This is a genomic window from Serratia sp. 121840015-1 (assembly GCF_053627655.1).
This window is the reverse complement of the sequence record NZ_JBSEYF010000001.1, coordinates 2,362,075-2,375,515: the sequence shown is the minus strand read 5'-3', so window position 1 is coordinate 2,375,515 and position 13,441 is coordinate 2,362,075. Positions and strand designations below refer to the sequence as shown.

At 59.8% G+C, this 13,441-nt stretch carries 15 protein-coding genes; 6 read left to right on the top strand and 9 right to left on the bottom strand.

Going from position 1 to position 13,441, the window contains the following annotated elements; translation table 11 throughout:
* Positions 1-26: 26 nt before the first annotated feature.
* Positions 27-1,010, bottom strand: a complete 984-nt coding sequence (locus ACUXAC_RS11570; protein ID WP_055312326.1) for a magnesium and cobalt transport protein CorA — start codon at positions 1,008-1,010, stop codon at positions 27-29.
* Positions 1,011-1,021: 11 nt separating this feature from the next.
* Entirely contained in the window at positions 1,022-1,441 is a 420-nt protein-coding gene (locus ACUXAC_RS11565; protein WP_041034264.1) for a GNAT family N-acetyltransferase, read from the bottom strand.
* Positions 1,442-1,572: 131 nt separating this feature from the next.
* On the opposite strand from ACUXAC_RS11565, the gene ACUXAC_RS11560 reads away from it, so the two are divergent.
* On the top strand, positions 1,573-2,673 hold the full coding sequence (locus tag ACUXAC_RS11560; RefSeq protein WP_342121249.1) for a PQQ-dependent sugar dehydrogenase: 1,101 nt from the start codon (positions 1,573-1,575) through the stop codon (positions 2,671-2,673).
* Between the two features lie 13 nt (positions 2,674-2,686).
* Here ACUXAC_RS11560 and ACUXAC_RS11555 read toward each other — a convergent pair whose 3' ends face one another.
* Together ACUXAC_RS11555 and ACUXAC_RS11550 are read right to left on the bottom strand one after the other, a co-directional pair.
* Positions 2,687-3,307, bottom strand: coding sequence for a glutathione S-transferase family protein (locus ACUXAC_RS11555; protein ID WP_049202237.1), 621 nt, complete (start codon positions 3,305-3,307; stop codon positions 2,687-2,689).
* 89 nt (positions 3,308-3,396) lie between these two features.
* Positions 3,397-4,053: an HAD family hydrolase gene (locus ACUXAC_RS11550; RefSeq protein WP_004938759.1), complete on the bottom strand. Its 657-nt coding sequence runs from the start codon at positions 4,051-4,053 to the stop codon at positions 3,397-3,399.
* 107 nt (positions 4,054-4,160) lie between these two features.
* Between ACUXAC_RS11550 and ACUXAC_RS11545 the strand changes: the two genes are divergently transcribed.
* Positions 4,161-4,397: a hypothetical protein gene (locus tag ACUXAC_RS11545; RefSeq protein WP_072271032.1), complete on the top strand. Its 237-nt coding sequence runs from the start codon at positions 4,161-4,163 to the stop codon at positions 4,395-4,397.
* Positions 4,342-5,364 (top strand): isopenicillin N synthase family dioxygenase, encoded by a 1,023-nt coding sequence (locus ACUXAC_RS11540; protein ID WP_225529063.1) that lies wholly within the window; start codon positions 4,342-4,344, stop codon positions 5,362-5,364. Before ACUXAC_RS11545 ends, ACUXAC_RS11540 begins: the two co-directional genes overlap by 56 nt.
* A gap of 59 nt (positions 5,365-5,423) precedes the next feature.
* Here ACUXAC_RS11540 and ACUXAC_RS11535 read toward each other — a convergent pair whose 3' ends face one another.
* Both ACUXAC_RS11535 and ACUXAC_RS11530 read right to left on the bottom strand, forming a co-directional pair.
* Complete coding sequence (locus ACUXAC_RS11535; RefSeq protein WP_025302206.1) at positions 5,424-6,569, bottom strand: trans-sulfuration enzyme family protein; 1,146 nt, start codon at positions 6,567-6,569, stop codon at positions 5,424-5,426.
* Between the two features lie 12 nt (positions 6,570-6,581).
* The gene (locus ACUXAC_RS11530) at positions 6,582-7,949 is read right to left on the bottom strand and encodes a pyridoxal-phosphate dependent enzyme (protein ID WP_060440321.1); all 1,368 of its coding nucleotides are present in this window, start codon (positions 7,947-7,949) and stop codon (positions 6,582-6,584) included.
* Between the two features lie 466 nt (positions 7,950-8,415).
* Here ACUXAC_RS11530 and ACUXAC_RS11525 point away from each other — a divergent pair, with 466 nt between their 5' ends.
* Complete coding sequence (locus ACUXAC_RS11525) at positions 8,416-9,621, top strand: serine hydrolase (RefSeq protein ID WP_038881127.1); 1,206 nt, start codon at positions 8,416-8,418, stop codon at positions 9,619-9,621.
* 99 nt (positions 9,622-9,720) lie between these two features.
* Here ACUXAC_RS11525 and ACUXAC_RS11520 read toward each other — a convergent pair whose 3' ends face one another.
* The 3 genes from ACUXAC_RS11520 to ACUXAC_RS11510 form a co-directional block, all read right to left on the bottom strand.
* Positions 9,721-10,212, bottom strand: a complete 492-nt coding sequence (locus ACUXAC_RS11520) for a fimbrial protein (RefSeq protein ID WP_225528983.1) — start codon at positions 10,210-10,212, stop codon at positions 9,721-9,723.
* 19 nt (positions 10,213-10,231) lie between these two features.
* Entirely contained in the window at positions 10,232-11,149 is a 918-nt protein-coding gene (locus ACUXAC_RS11515) for a fimbrial protein (RefSeq protein ID WP_072265445.1), read from the bottom strand.
* Positions 11,150-11,290: 141 nt separating this feature from the next.
* A complete protein-coding gene (locus ACUXAC_RS11510) occupies positions 11,291-11,611 on the bottom strand; it encodes a hypothetical protein (protein ID WP_047728024.1) in 321 nt (106 codons plus the stop codon).
* A 665-nt stretch (positions 11,612-12,276) separates the two neighbouring features.
* Between ACUXAC_RS11510 and ACUXAC_RS11505 the strand changes: the two genes are divergently transcribed.
* Both ACUXAC_RS11505 and ACUXAC_RS11500 read left to right on the top strand, forming a co-directional pair.
* On the top strand, positions 12,277-12,798 hold the full coding sequence (locus tag ACUXAC_RS11505) for a fimbrial protein (protein WP_025302212.1): 522 nt from the start codon (positions 12,277-12,279) through the stop codon (positions 12,796-12,798).
* Positions 12,799-12,876: 78 nt separating this feature from the next.
* Positions 12,877-13,413: a fimbrial protein gene (locus ACUXAC_RS11500; protein WP_060421578.1), complete on the top strand. Its 537-nt coding sequence runs from the start codon at positions 12,877-12,879 to the stop codon at positions 13,411-13,413.
* Positions 13,414-13,441 lie beyond the last annotated feature (28 nt).

Sequence of the window (13,441 nt, the reverse complement as noted above, 5' to 3'; positions counted from 1 at the left end):
GGCGGCAACAGCCGCCGTTTTGGCGCTTACAGCCAGCCCGATTTCTTCAGCTTCTGATACAGGAAAATGCAGCCGACGGCGGTCACCCCCAGCGTGGCGTGGTAGGCCCACGGGAACTTCAGCTCCGGCATGTCGGCGAAGTTCATGCCGTACAGGCTGAAGACCACCGTCGGAATGGCCAAAATCGCCCCCCAGCCCGCCAGCCGTTTCACCACTTCGTTCTGCTTGACCGTCACCAGCGCCAGATTGACGTGCATGGCGTTGGTCAGCATTTCACGCATGTCGTCGATATTGCTGACCACCTGATGCGCGTGATCCTGCACGTCGCGCACGTAGGCGCGCAGCTCTTTCGGGATCACCTCTTCGTGCAGGCGGATCAGCTGGTTGCAGATTTCATCCATCGGCAGCGCGGCGTTGCGCAGCGCCAGCAGATGGCGGCGCAGGGTATAGACGTTCTCGATCGCCGCCTGATCGAACTCCGACTGGAACATGTTGGCTTCGATATTCTCGATGGTACTCTCGAAGCGCGCCACCACGCTGCGGTAGTTGTCCACCACGAAGTCCAGCACCGAATAGAGGGCGAAGCCCGGCCCGCGGCACATCTGCTTGCGGTTCTCTTCCGCCTTGGCGCGGATCGGCGCGTAGCTGGGCGAGGCGCCGTGGCGCACCGTCACCAGAAAGTTTTTGCCGACGAAGAAGTGGGTTTCACCGTATTCGATTTCGTCGTGCTCGCCCCACTGCGCGGTTTTAACCACGATGAACAGCGAATCGCCGTAGGTCTCCAGCTTCGGCCGCTGGTGCGCGCACAGCGCGTCTTCGATCGCCAGATCGTGCAGGCCGAATTCCTCCTGCACCTTGCGCATAAACGCCGGTTCCGGCTGCCGGAGCCCCAGCCAGACGAAGGTGTCCGGCTGTTTGACCACCTCGCTGATATCGTCGATGGTCACTTCGCCCAGCCGTTGGCCGGCTTTGTACGCCACACAGTTCACCACCATGCTTTTGCTGTCCATCCGTCCATCCATTAATCAGTCAGGGTTTTGGTGAGAAAATAACACTCATGTTCCACCGGATACTCTTTCAGCGTCATTTGCAGCTGATAGCCGAGTTTTTCGTAGAACGGCCGCGCCTGGAAGCTGAAGGTATCCAGGCGAGCGTAGCGGCAGCCACGTGCCTGCGCCTCGCGTTCGGCGGCGCGCATCAACCGGCCGCCGAGGCCGCTGCCGCGTTGGGAGTCCGCCACCCACAGCCACTCGACGCTCAGCCAGTTGCCCCAGGTTTCGGCGGTCAGCCCGCCGATCACCGTGCCGGCCTCGTCGCGCGCATAGACGCTGAGCGGCTTGCGGTGACGGGCGTCGATATGCGGCAGGTTGTAAGCGCGCAGGCCTTGCCTGATCGCATCGAGGGTGTGTTCGTCAATCGCGTCGGTAACGGTAATGTCCATGATTCCTCCTGGGTGATGCGTTAACTTAAGCACACTGCGGCCAAAAGGCAACCTGTTGAAATGTAATGCAAACGACCGCGCCCGCTGAGTGGGCTACACTAAACGGGTCATTTCACCCCCAGGAGGATGCCATGCCCCGATTGACTTTGCTGGCCGGTTTGCTGCTGTGCAGCGGCCTGCTGCACGCCGTGCCGACGGTCAGCCAACTGCAGGACGGTCTGGAACACCCGTGGTCGCTGGCCTTTTTGCCGGCGGAACAAGGCCTGCTTATCACCGAGCGGCCCGGCCGGCTGCGGCTGTGGCAGCAGGGCAAAGGCCTGTCGCCGCCGATCGCCGGCGTGCCGCAGGTTTACGCCGAGGGGCAGGGCGGCCTGCTGGAGGTGTTGCCGGCCCCCGACTTCGCCGCCAGCCGCCGGGTGTACCTCAGCTTCGCCGAACCGGGCGAGGGCGGCAAAGCCGGCACGGCGGTCGGCTACGGCCGTTTGAGCGAAGACGGCGCGCGGCTGGAAAACTTCAAGGTGATCTTCCGCCAGCTGCCCAAGCTGTCGGTCGGCAATCACTTCGGCGGCAAGCTGGCGTTCGACCGGCAGGGCTACCTGTTTATCGCGTTGGGCGAAAACAACCAGCGGCCGACGGCGCAGGAGACCGACAAGCTGCAGGGCAAGCTGGTGCGGCTGACCGCCGAAGGCGCAGTGCCGCCGGACAACCCCTGGGTCGGCCAGGCCGGCAAACGGCCGGAAGTTTGGTCCTACGGCCACCGGAATCCGCAAGGGCTGGCGCTGAACCCGTGGAGCGGCGCGATCTGGGAGCACGAGCACGGCCCGCGCGGCGGCGATGAGCTCAACCTCCCGCAGCCGGGTAAAAACTACGGCTGGCCGCTGGCCACCTACGGCATCAATTATTCCGGCCAGCCGATCCCGGAGGCCAGGGGGGAACGGGTGCCCGGCACCGAACAGCCGCTGCACTATTGGCGGGTTTCGCCCGGCCTCAGCGGCATGGCGTTTTATGACGGGCAGCGCTTCCCCGCCTGGCGGCACTCGCTGTTCATCGGCGCGCTGGCGCAAAAGGAACTGATTCGCCTGACGCTGGAAGGCGACAAGGTGGTGGCGGAAGAGCGGTTGCTGGGCGATCGCGGCGAGCGCATTCGCGAGGTACGCAGCGGGCCGGATGGCTACCTGTATCTGCTGACGGACGAGCGGGACGGCAAGCTGCTGAAAGTCGGGGCGTCGTAACGCCCCGCAGCGATCAGGTGAGTTCGCTCATCACGCCGCGCTGGTAGGCGGGGCGAGCGCGCAGCTGCTGATACCAGCGCTCCATGTTCGGCCGCGAACGGCGGGCGATCGGCATCTCGAACCAGGCGTAGGCGAAGCTGCCGAGCGGAATATCGCCGAAGCCGAATGCATCGCCGGAGAGGTAAGGCTGGCGTGCCAGCGTCTGTTCAATGACGTCGAAGTGTTTTTCCAGCGTGGCGATCGCCGCTTCGATTTTCGCCATGTCGCGCAATTCCGGCGCGGTGCGTATCAGGCCCCAAAAGACGATGGTGAAGGCCGGGACGATAGTCGAGGTAGTCCAGTCCATCCACTTCTCGGCGGCGGCGCGTGCCTGCAGATCTTGCGGATAGAACGTCGCGTCGCCGAATTTCGCCGCCAGGTAGCGCACGATGGTGTTGGACTCCCACAGCACGAAGTCATCGTCCTGCAGCAGCGGCACCAGGCCGTTCGGGTTCAGCGCGCGGTAACTCTCTTCGTTCACCTTGCCGAACGCGCCGCCGGCGTTGATGTGGGTATAGCTCAGCCCCAGTTCGGCGGCGCACCACAGCACCTTCCTGACGTTGTTTGAATTCTCACGACCCCAAATGGTCAGCATGGGATAACTCCGTTAGCGGATTAAAGACCCTTAATACCTACGCCACAATGCGCTTTTTGTCACACCACAGGGCACTTTTTGCCTGCCGATCAGCGCTCCCAGCGGCATACTTCCCAGCCGTGCTCCGCCGCCAGCGCGCTCAACTCGCTGTCGGGGTTGATCACCGTAGCGCTGTCGACGAATTGCAGCATCGCCTTATCGTTGAGAGAGTCGCTGTAGCCGTGGCTGTGTTCGAATTTCAGGTGCGGATGCTGCGCCAGCCAGTGTTGCAGGCGGATCACCTTGCCCTGTTGGTAGGTCATGGTGCCGTAGGTGTTGCCGGTGAAGCGGCCGTCGCTGATTTCCACGCCGATCGCCAGCGCATCGTCGGCGCCGAGCTGTTCGGCGATCGGCGCCACCAGGTGCTCGCCGGTGGCGGAGATCACCAGGATGCAGTCGCCGCGCTCGCGGTGCCACTGTAGGCGCTCACGGGCGGCGGGGTAGACGCGCGGCAGGATATCGCGGCGAATGTAGCGTTGCACCCAGCCGGCTACGGTTTGCACGCTCAGGCCGGTCAGCGGCGCCAGCGTGGCCTGCATATAGTCCTCCATCGACAGCTTGCCCTGATAATAGAGCTGCATCAGCTGCTGCTCTTGCAGTTCCAGCTCCGCCGGCGCGAAGCCCTGGCCGACCAGCCAGCGGATCCACAGGCTGGCGCTGTCATCGTCAATCAGGGTTTCATCCAGGTCGAATAAGGCTAAATCCATCAGTATTTCTCCGGCAGGCAGGGTATGAGGTCGTTTACAGGATAGCGGATAGCGCCCATCGCCAGCCAGCGGCGTCGGCGAAATTGCGCAGAGCATAAGAAACATTGATGACGGTTTTGCGACAGTTTGTTGAACGTTTGCATAACTTAGAACGCAACAATATTGGCCGCCCCGGCGAGCGCGGTGATAACTATGAGGCAAACGCAGCCACCCGCTGGAGAGAGACAATGTTGATTATTCGCCTGTACGGCAGCCCGATCGCGATCGGGGAAGAAGAGGAACCGCATGATGACGCACCTGACGACGCTGAAGACGCTGCCGCTGCTGGATCTTTCGCAGCTTGACGGCGATGCGCGCCGGCGGCGCGCCTTTCTTGACGATTTGCGCGCGGCGGCCCGCGACGTCGGTTTTTTCTATCTGCGCGGGCACGGTGTGGACAGTGCGCTGAATGCGCGGCTGCAGCAGGTCGCGCGACAATTATTCGCGCTGCCGGAAGCCGACAAATTGGCGGTGCAGATGGTGCATTCGCCGCACTTTCGTGGTTACAACCGGGCGGCGGCGGAGCTGACGCGTGGCCAGCCGGACTGGCGTGAGCAGTTCGATATCGGCGCCGAACGCCCGGCGCTAACGCTGTCTGACGACACCCCGCGCTGGGCGCGTCTGCAGGGGCCAAACCAGTGGCCGGCGGCGCTGCCGACGCTGAAACCGCTGCTGCTGCAGTGGCAACAGGCGATGACCGCCATGTCGCTGCGGCTGCTGCGCGCTTTCGCTTTGGCGCTGTCGCTGCCGGAGCAGGCTTTCGATCGCTTGTACGGCGAGAAGCCCAACGAACACATCAAACTGATTCGCTACCCGGGGCGGGACGCTACCGCCAGCGCACAGGGCGTCGGCGCGCACAAGGACTCCGGCTTTCTCAGCTTCCTGCTGCAGGACGCGCAAAAAGGGCTGCAGGTGGAGGTGAGCGAAGGGCGGTGGATTGACGCCCAGCCGCGTGAGGACACCTTCGTGGTGAACATCGGCGAGCTGCTGGAGCTGGCGACCAACGGCTACCTGCGCGCCACGGTGCACCGGGTGGAAACGCCGCCGGCGGGGCGCGACAGGCTGTCGATCGCCTTCTTCCTCGGCGCGCGATTGGACGCGGTGGTGCCGTTGTATCAACTGCCGCCGTCGCTGGCGGCGCAGGCGCGCGGCCCGGCCAGCGATCCGCTCAATCCGCTGCTGCGCGACGTGGGGTATAACTACCTGAAAGGCCGCATCCGTTCCCACCCCGATGTGGCACAGCGCTTTTATCGGGACGTCATCGGCGTCTGAACATCAGGCACAAAAAAGCCCGGCGCGCCGGCCGGGCTGATGGCGATTGATTCGGGCGATTATTCCGCCAGCGCCTGCTGCAGATCGGCGATCAGATCTTCCACATCCTCAATCCCCACCGACAGGCGCACCAGCTGCGGCGTGATGCCGGTTGCCAGGCGCTGTTCCAGCGGAATGGAGGCGTGCGTCATGCTGAACGGCTGGCTGATCAGGCTTTCCACGCCGCCCAGGCTTTCCGCCAGGGTGAACAGGCGCGAGCGCTGAATGACCCGGCGCGCATAGGCGTCGTCGCCTTTCAACCGCACCGAGATCATGCCGCCGAAGCGCGTCATCTGGCGCGCCGCCAGCTCATGCTGCGGGTGGCTCGGCAGGCCGGGATAGTAGACGTTTTCCACCTGCGGCTGGCTCTCCAGCCACTGGGCGATGCGCAGCGCGCTGTCGCTGTGGCGCTGCATGCGCAGGGCCAGGGTGCGGATGCCACGCAGCGTCAGGAAGCTGCTGAACGGATCGAGAATGCCGCCGACCGCGTTTTGCAGGAAACCGAGCTGCTCCGCCAGCGCCGGGTTATCCCCCACCGCCGCGACGCCGGCCACCACGTCGGAGTGGCCGTTGAGGTATTTGGTGGCGGAGTGCACCACCACGTCAAAGCCCAGATCCAGCGGACGCTGCAGATACGGCGAAGCGAAGGTATTGTCCGCCACGCTGATTAGCTGATGCTTTTTGGCGATCGCGGCGATGGCGCTCAGATCCGCCAGTTTCAGCAAGGGGTTGGTCGGGGTTTCCACCCAGATCATTTTGGTATCCGGCTCGATCGCCTGTTCCAGCCCGGCGAGATCCGCCGGTGACACGTAGGTGACGCGCAGGCCGGCGGTGCGGCTGCGCACCTTTTCCAGCAGGCGATAGGTGCCGCCGTACAGGTCGTCTACCGCGATCAGGTGGCTGTCTTTATCGAGCAGCTCCAGCACCGTGGAACAGGCCGCCAGGCCGGAGGCGAAGGCGTAGCCGCGGCTGCCGCCTTCCAGTTCGGCGATGGCGCTTTCCAGCGCGGTGCGCGTCGGGTTGGCGCTGCGGGAGTATTCGTAGCCGGTATGCTCGCCCGGCGCCGGTTGGGCGTAGGTGGAGGTGGCGTAAATTGCCGGCATCACGGCGCCGGTGGCGTCCGGGGTGTAACCGGCGTGAACGGTCAACGTATCAAACTTGGCCATAATGGGTCCTTATTAACGTAATTTTTGGCGCCAGGCGTTTAGCACGTCTGTGCGGGTAATCAGGCCGAGGAAGCGCTCGCCGTCGAGCACCACCGCGACGTGGCCATGGTTGAAAGTGGCCTGCAATTCTTCGTAGCCGGCTTCTTTTTGCAGCGTATGGACCCGCTTGGTCATTGCGCTACTGGCCGGCAGGCTGAAGTGGGCGGCGTCGGCCTGGACGGCGTTCAGCAGATCCCACTCATCGATCAGGCCGACCACCCGATCGCCTTCCAGCACCGGCAGCTGCGAGATGTCGTACAGCCGCATGCGGGCGTGCACGATCGCCAGCGTGTCGTCCGGCGCGGCAGAAACGGCGGCGCCTTCGTCGTGGCGGTAGGCGATCAGATCGCGCAGATCGCCGTGCTGCGGTTTGCTCAGCAGGCCCTGTTCCAGCATCCAGTGGTCGTTATACATTTTAGACAGGTATTTGTTGCCGCTGTCGCAGACAAAGGTCACTACCCGCTTGGGTTCGGTCTGTGCGCGGCAGTAACGCAGTGCGGCGGCCAGCAGGGTGCCGGTGGACGAGCCCGCCAGCACGCCTTCCTTGCGCAGCAGATCGCGCGCGGTGGTGAAGGCTTCTGCGTCGCCGATGCGGTAAGCGTGGCGGACCTGGTCAAAGTCGCTGAGCGGCGGGACGAAGTCTTCGCCGATGCCTTCCACCAGCCAGCTGCCCGCTTCCCCGATGTGGCCGTTGTCGAGATAGTCCGCCAGGATAGAGCCGGCAGGGTCGGCCAGCACGAATTCCGTCTGCGGCGAAACGTCGGCGAAATAGCGGCTCAGCCCGCCCAGCGTGCCGCCGGAGCCGACGCCAACCACGATAGCGTCTACGTCATGCTCCATCTGCTGCCACAGTTCGGGCGCGGTGGTGGTGGTATGGGCCGCCGGGTTGGCCGGGTTGTTGAACTGATCGATATAAAAGGCGCCGGGGATCTCCCCGGCCAGGCGTTTGGCGTAATCCTGATAGTAAGCCGGATGCCCCTTGCCGACGTCCGAGCGGGTCAGCAGCACTTCCACGCCCAGTGCGCGCAGGTGGAAGATCTTCTCGCGGCTCATCTTGTCCGGCACCACCAGCAGCAGCTTATAGCCTTTCAGCGCCGCCACCAGTGCCAGTCCCAGGCCGGTATTGCCGGCGGTGGCTTCGATGATGGTGCCGCCCGGCTGCAGCTTGCCGTCGCGCTCGGCCTGCTCGATCATTGACAGCGCCACGCGGTCTTTGATCGAACCACCGGGGTTTTGATTCTCCAGCTTGACGAACAGCCGGCACGGGCCGGTATCGAACTGGGTCAGTTCCAGCATCGGGGTATTGCCAATCATCTCGATGACGGAATGGGGGATCGCCATGACTCATCTCCAGGATTATTCGGTATAAAAGTCGTTATATGGATGATAGCGCTGAGGATAAGCGCTTTAAAAAGAACAAATAACGGTTCTATATGCCATTATGGAATATATTAATCTTTTTTAGACGTATAGATGCGCAGATGTTTAGCGGTGCAGATGCTTGGCCGTGTAGCCGTGGGTGGATGCAAAAATACGCGTCGCGATGCTTTTTTGAACGATAAGCGGGGGCCTGCGTACAGTTATGTAAAAATGCTGAAAATTCACGCTAAACCCTGCAAAAATAAGATAAATCACATAAACTCACAGCAAGGGCATTTTCGGTGCGTTGCGTTACCCGCTATGGGCGCCGCAGGGGGTTGCGGCCGGCACGCGCGCACCGGGCCACTCTCGCTGGTTGGCTTAAAACGTGAACATGTTTGAAAGTTAACGCTATTTCAATGGTTTGAATGGACACTCTGGCGACGTCATGATGAAAAAAAACTTATCCACTTCCCTGAAAAAACTGACCTTCAGCGTAGGCATCCTGTTGCTGGCCGCCCCGGCCGTGCACGCGGCCGAGCCGCCGGCGCCGCCGCAGGTAGACGCCAAGGCCTACATTCTGATGGATTACAACAGCGGCAAGGTGCTGACCGAAGGCAATGCCGACACCCGTCTCGATCCCGCCAGCCTGACCAAGATCATGTCCAGCTACGTGATCGGCCAGGCGATCAAGGCCGGCAAGATCAAGCCGGAAGACCTGGTCACCGTCGGCAAAGACGCCTGGGCGCCCGGTAACCCGGCGCTGCGCGGTTCTTCGCTGATGTTCATCAAGCCGGGCGATCAGGTGCCGGTACTGGAGCTGAATAAGGGCATCGTGATCCAGTCGGGCAACGACGCCAGCATCGCGCTGGCGGACTACGTGGCGGGCAGCCAGGATTCGTTCGTCGGCCTGATGAACAACTACGCCAAATCCCTGGGCCTGCAGAATACCCACTTCCTGACGGTGCACGGTCTGGATGCGGAAGGGCAGTACAGCACGGCGCGCGACATGGCGCTGCTGAGCCAGGCGCTGATCCGCGACGTGCCGGACGAATACGCGCTGCATAAAGAAAAAGAGTTCACCTTTAACAAGATCCGCCAGATTAACCGTAACCGCCTGCTGTGGAGCAGCAACCTGAACGTCGACGGCATCAAGACCGGTTACACCAGCGGCGCCGGCCATAACCTGGTGGCGTCGGCCACCGACGGCCCGATGCGTCTGATCTCGGTGGTGCTGGGCGCGCCGAGCGATCGCGTACGCTTCAGTGAAAGCGAAAAGCTGCTGACCTGGGGCTTCCGCTTCTATGAAACCGCGACGCCGATCAAGGCCGATAAGCCGTTCGTCACCCAGAAAGTGTGGTTCGGCGACGTCAGCGAAGTGCCGCTCGGCGTAGCGAAAGACGCCTCGGTCACCATTCCGAAAGGGCAGATGAAAAACCTGAAGGCCAGCTACAAGCTGACCCAGCCGACGCTGGAAGCACCGCTGGCGAAAAACCAGGTGGTCGGCACCATCGATTTCCAGCTGGACGGCAAAACCATCGAGCAACACCCGCTGGTGGTGATGCAAGAGGTGAAAGAGGGCAACTTCTTCAGCCGCATCTGGGATATGGTGATGATGAAGCTGAGCCAGTGGTTCGGCGGGATCTTCGGCTAAATACCCTGATGTGAGGCGCGCGCCCCGGGCGCAAGATTCTCGACCAAGCCGCAACGGAGACGTTGCGGCTTTTTTTCGCGAGTTCCTGGGTCGCGGTGATTAAAAGTAGTCCACCAGCATGGTGGCGCCGCTGGTGAAATCGCCTTCCGCCAGGGTGACGGCGCTGTTTTTCACCGGCACTGCATCAAGCGTCGGCGGATTGGCGTAATCGATGTTCAGCGGCGTATTGATGGCGAAGGCCTTACCGTTGGCCAACAGCTTGATGCCCAATCCATTGACGCTACTGGTTAACACGCTGCCGTCGAAGGCCGCCGCGCCGCCCATGATCTTCATTTTCAGCTGGCGGCTGTTATCCAGAAACTCGCATTTGATGCTGTAATCGATGCGTTGCATATAGCGATTGCCGTCGATGCGCTTGATGCCGACCTTGCCGAAGTCGATATCGATGGTGCGCCCGTCATTGATCACGCAAGGCGGAGGCGCCACCACGGTGGCGGTGATGTTGACCTTGGTGCCCTGGTCGGCGGCCTGGGTGGTGGCGCTGATCAGGCTCAGCGACCACAGCAGAGCGCAGCGTGTTTTTTTCGTCATGTTCATTCTGGCTCCCGTTTCAAGGTGCGCTGAAGATCAGCGTGGCCGAGCCTGACAGCGGGCCGGTGGCGATGCTGGTGTAAGGCACATTGTTCTTCACCGGCACAAAGGTTACGGTGTCGTTGCCCAGCCCGTTGACGATGCGCGTTCTGAAGGCATTGTTGGGCTTTACCACCGCGCCGTTGTACACCATGGCCACGCCGACGTTAGGGTTGCTGGTTTTGATAAAATCGCTGGAGAAGCCACTGGCGTCGCTGACCATGCGGATCAGAATATCCTGCGTCGCGCTCTGGTCGTCACACTGGTAGCTGAGCGCCTTGTCCTGTTTGATTTGGGCGTCGCTGGCGCTTTGAGTCAGAAAGTCCTGGCGGATCTGGCCAAAGTCGACATTGATTTGCTGGCCGTTGTTGATGGTGCAACTGGTGGTGACGAAGTAGGCGTCGTTGTCGGCGATCAGGCGCCAGCGATAAACGCCGCACTGCGGGCAACCCGGCTGATCGTTGGTCTGAATAAAGTTTATTTGGCCGATGACGTCGCCCTTGTTCACCTTGATGTCCGGCGTTGGGAAACGGTTCAACACGATATAGACCCGGATGGCGACCGACTGGGTCTGTAACCCGGTAAGGCTGAGTACGCTGATACCTGATGGCACCGGAGAGTTGTAATCGCTGCCGTTGATGGTGGTACCGCTGCCGATGGTGCCAAAAATCGCACTGTTCATCGACAGCGCCGGGCTGTCGGTTTTGAGATAGTCATACCAGCTCGCGACGTCGTTTTTACAGGTGACCTGGCTGACGTTGACGATTTCGTTTTTGCCATAAGAAAGCTGTGGCCCGATGCGTACCCGGACGTCAACCGGCGTGGTCGAGCCCCCGGGTGGAATCAGTCCGCCATCGGACGTGCGGCAGGTAAATGCGTTGGCATTGCCAAGCAGCATGAAGAAAGATAATGCCAGGCAGCAACGTAAAAATAGCAGGGCTGTTTTTCTCACGATAATATCCCAATATATATAAATAGTGTGCGGCATTACTCCGCAATGAAATATCGCCAATCAGGCCGGTTGGCCATATTTATTCCGTTAAAGGGGAGTGAGGGCATCTCTGTTGGGGATGCCGTCGTTATCACCGTTCAGCAACGCGGTGGGATACCACCTCAACGAGTTGTTGATAGAGCCGTCCGTCACAATCACTTTTTGCCGGGCGACAAGATCCAACAACAGCCGCCGAGCCCGGTAAACACCGACGTTAACGGCATTGGCCAGTTGCCGCGTCGATAGCCATTGCTGCGGCGGCGGCAGACCGGCGACGGGGCACTTGCGGGGTGACTGCGCAAATAATGTTTGCAGCAGATCGTGCTGCAATTGCCGTATTTCCTTTTGTTTCGGAGATAACGCTTCCATAGCACTTCCTCTGTATTCCGATTGCCGTATTCCTAAGAAAAAACAAACTTTCGCTGCCTACCAACAACGAGGTAAAACGCGAACAAAGAAAAATCCTATCTATTTATCAGGATTGAAAAAAAAGGCGTTGCCCGCCCCGTTTTTACCTATACCAAGGCAGGGGTGGCGTCACGCTGAAACCTAAAATTTTGGTTTATTATATTCACAAAGTGCCACTTTGCGATCTGATTACTTGGGAATCACAGAAAAACAGGATATTGCTCTATAAAAGCATCTTTTACGATCTATGAGCCTAAAAATAACAGTAAATTAACTTCAATTAGGAAATAAATTGCGAATGTTCGCCTTGATCAAAAAAAGCCTTTTTTTGCTTGGAGGCATTTGCCAGAATATTCATCGCCGGACAAGAAGGGCGGATTAGAAAGTATTGGTCTCTGCCTGTTGTGATTTTGTTTATTTTTATATGACGAATTCATTAATGGGTGGGCCGCTGCGAACTTGCCGTAATCGACATGTTTATTGTCGGTGCCTTTGGGTTTTGGCAGTTAACCAACCAGCAAGATGCTAAAGAATCAGGGCTGCGCATATATAAGCGCGAGCGGGTTTCCTGTTGCTCTTTTTCTTGATTGGAATATGCATTTTTTCTTATAAGGAATATAGGTTCTATGAAACTTAACAAAATCATGATGGCTGCAGTGATTGCATTTGGCGCAAGTTCTTTTGCACAGGCAGCCGATCAGGGACACGGTAAGGTCACCTTCACGGGCTCTATTATTGATGCGCCATGCTCTATTGCACCCGAGTCGATCGATCAGACCGTAGATCTGGGCCAGGTTTCCAACGTGGCGTTGAAAAACGGCGGCAAATCCAACCCGCGTCCGTTTGAAATCAAACTGGAGCAGTGTGATATCACCACGCTGAAAACCGTTAAAACCACCTTCAGCGGCGTAGCGTCGTCCACCGACAAGGATCTGTTGGGTATCGCGGGTACCGCCAGCGGCGCCGGCGTAGCCATCTCTTACAATGGTCAGCCGATCAAACTGGGTGAAGCGACTACCGCGCAGACCCTGAACACCGGCAACAACACTCTGCATTTCGCCGCCTACCTGCAGGGTGAAGGCGCTTCCGCCGCCATCGTTCCGGGCGATTTCACTGCCGTAGCCGATTTCACCCTGGCTTATCAGTAAGTGAGTCCGAAGGCTTAATCAACCAGGCATGGGGTTCGCCGCATGCCTGGTGAATCTCCCTGTCAAAGGAATGTCGCGATGTTTTTACCAAGGAATCGAGCGGGTGCCGTTCTTTTGGCGTCGTTGGCGTTTGCGCCCGGCTATGCAATTTCCGCCGCGCAGGGGTGGGGCAAAGTCAACATGCACGGCGCCATTATCGACACCGCCTGCGCCATTGCTGCCGGCAGCCGCGATCAGACGATCGATATGGACACTATTCCTCTCGGACAGATCATTCGTGACGGCCAGGGGATGACCAAACCTTTCAGTATCGAATTGGTCAATTGCATTTTGGAACGGCCGGAAAACAAGCCTGACTGGAAATTCTTTCAGGTCACGTTTGATGGTTATGCGGAAGGTGCTCTGTTTGGCGTACAGGGCGATGCGCGCGGCGTTGCCTTGGAGATAAAAGACAGCAGCGGCACGGCGGTTATTCCAGGGAAACCTTTGCCGATGGAGGGAATAATACCGGGAAACCGAGTGCTGAATTATTCCATGACGTTGATGCCGAATCACCAGCCGTTGAAGGTGGGAGCGTATTTTTCCACAGTGCGTTTTAAGCTGGATTATTTTTGATTTTTTCTCGTACTGACGGTTAATTCGT

Excerpts from the sequence above, each read along its gene's own strand:
- ACUXAC_RS11570 (WP_055312326.1), bottom strand. The coding sequence starts at position 1,010 with ATGGACAGCAAAAGCATGGTGGTGAACTGTGTGGCGTACAAAGCCGGC.
- ACUXAC_RS11565 (WP_041034264.1), bottom strand. The coding sequence starts at position 1,441 with ATGGACATTACCGTTACCGACGCGATTGACGAACACACCCTCGATGCG.
- ACUXAC_RS11560 (WP_342121249.1), top strand. The coding sequence starts at position 1,573 with ATGCCCCGATTGACTTTGCTGGCCGGTTTGCTGCTGTGCAGCGGCCTG.
- ACUXAC_RS11555 (WP_049202237.1), bottom strand. The coding sequence starts at position 3,307 with ATGCTGACCATTTGGGGTCGTGAGAATTCAAACAACGTCAGGAAGGTG.
- ACUXAC_RS11550 (WP_004938759.1), bottom strand. The coding sequence starts at position 4,053 with ATGGATTTAGCCTTATTCGACCTGGATGAAACCCTGATTGACGATGAC.
- ACUXAC_RS11545 (WP_072271032.1), top strand. The coding sequence starts at position 4,161 with ATGACGGTTTTGCGACAGTTTGTTGAACGTTTGCATAACTTAGAACGC.
- ACUXAC_RS11540 (WP_225529063.1), top strand. The coding sequence starts at position 4,342 with ATGACGCACCTGACGACGCTGAAGACGCTGCCGCTGCTGGATCTTTCG.
- ACUXAC_RS11535 (WP_025302206.1), bottom strand. The coding sequence starts at position 6,569 with ATGGCCAAGTTTGATACGTTGACCGTTCACGCCGGTTACACCCCGGAC.
- ACUXAC_RS11530 (WP_060440321.1), bottom strand. The coding sequence starts at position 7,949 with ATGGCGATCCCCCATTCCGTCATCGAGATGATTGGCAATACCCCGATG.
- ACUXAC_RS11525 (WP_038881127.1), top strand. The coding sequence starts at position 8,416 with ATGATGAAAAAAAACTTATCCACTTCCCTGAAAAAACTGACCTTCAGC.
- ACUXAC_RS11520 (WP_225528983.1), bottom strand. The coding sequence starts at position 10,212 with ATGACGAAAAAAACACGCTGCGCTCTGCTGTGGTCGCTGAGCCTGATC.
- ACUXAC_RS11515 (WP_072265445.1), bottom strand. The coding sequence starts at position 11,149 with ATGCTGCTTGGCAATGCCAACGCATTTACCTGCCGCACGTCCGATGGC.
- ACUXAC_RS11510 (WP_047728024.1), bottom strand. The coding sequence starts at position 11,611 with ATGGAAGCGTTATCTCCGAAACAAAAGGAAATACGGCAATTGCAGCAC.
- ACUXAC_RS11505 (WP_025302212.1), top strand. The coding sequence starts at position 12,277 with ATGAAACTTAACAAAATCATGATGGCTGCAGTGATTGCATTTGGCGCA.
- ACUXAC_RS11500 (WP_060421578.1), top strand. The coding sequence starts at position 12,877 with ATGTTTTTACCAAGGAATCGAGCGGGTGCCGTTCTTTTGGCGTCGTTG.